The organism is Selenomonas sp. oral taxon 149 str. 67H29BP (genome assembly GCF_000146365.1).
GTDB lineage: Bacteria > Bacillota > Negativicutes > Selenomonadales > Selenomonadaceae > Centipeda > Centipeda felix.
Map to the genome: position 1 here is coordinate 1 of NZ_GL397097.1, position 796 is coordinate 796.

At 46.0% G+C, this 796-nt stretch carries 1 protein-coding gene; it reads left to right on the plus strand.

Annotation, left to right across the window (positions count from 1 at the left end):
• Positions 1–187 precede the first annotated feature (187 nt).
• The gene (locus HMPREF9166_RS11620) at positions 188–559 is read left to right on the plus strand and encodes a cupin domain-containing protein (RefSeq protein ID WP_006696188.1); all 372 of its coding nucleotides are present in this window, start codon (positions 188–190) and stop codon (positions 557–559) included.
• The last annotated feature ends 237 nt before the right edge of the window (positions 560–796 follow it).

Genomic DNA, 796 nt, shown 5'->3' on the forward strand with positions numbered 1-796 from the left:
TCCGTTGTGGTAGAATGGGGGTAATCCATAGTGCTCCTTTGCTGATGTTTTGTAGCAGAACCATTATAGCACGGGATGTCACTATGGATTTTGTTTTTGTTTAGCTGTTCAACTTCATTTTACAACGAACCGAATTATAATAACATGGAATATTTCAACCAATGATTGTACGAGAGGAGAAAACGTGATGAGCAAGGCGATTACAAACGATTTCGAGACACGCCGTTATCGTCTCGCCGAAGTGGCGAAATCGGGCGATGTCGCGACGCGCACACCGATCTACGCGACGGAGTCGACGAGCGGGGTTGTTTGGGTGCTAAAGCCGGGGCAAACAATCAAGCCGCACGGACACGCCAAAGCGGACGATATCTGGATCTGCATTCAAGGTGAGGGCGTTTTCTATCCAGCAATCGGCGAGGAACGCCCTATCGAAAAGGGGGATGTCATCGTCTCTGCAAAGGGGATGTGCCACGGCATGAAGAACACGGGCACAGAGGACTTCATTTTCGTTGGCATCCTTGCCCCCGTTCCGGCAGACTACTTTCCTATCGAAAAATAGCTATTATTTTAATCGCTTAATTTTCTGTGGAAAATTCTCCAGTGGGAGTAGTAGAGCGTTCAAATAGCAAGGTTGAACTTTATTATCAGTATTTTACTAAGATTTCTCACCACAGAGATTCCATTCGCTCTACCTGGACGTCTGGAATCTCTCTTTTTTGTTGCAAAGAATCATTAGCCATCTTCCCCTATCCTGTGTTATAATTTTCTTATATTTGAAACGTGGGAGGGAAGGCCG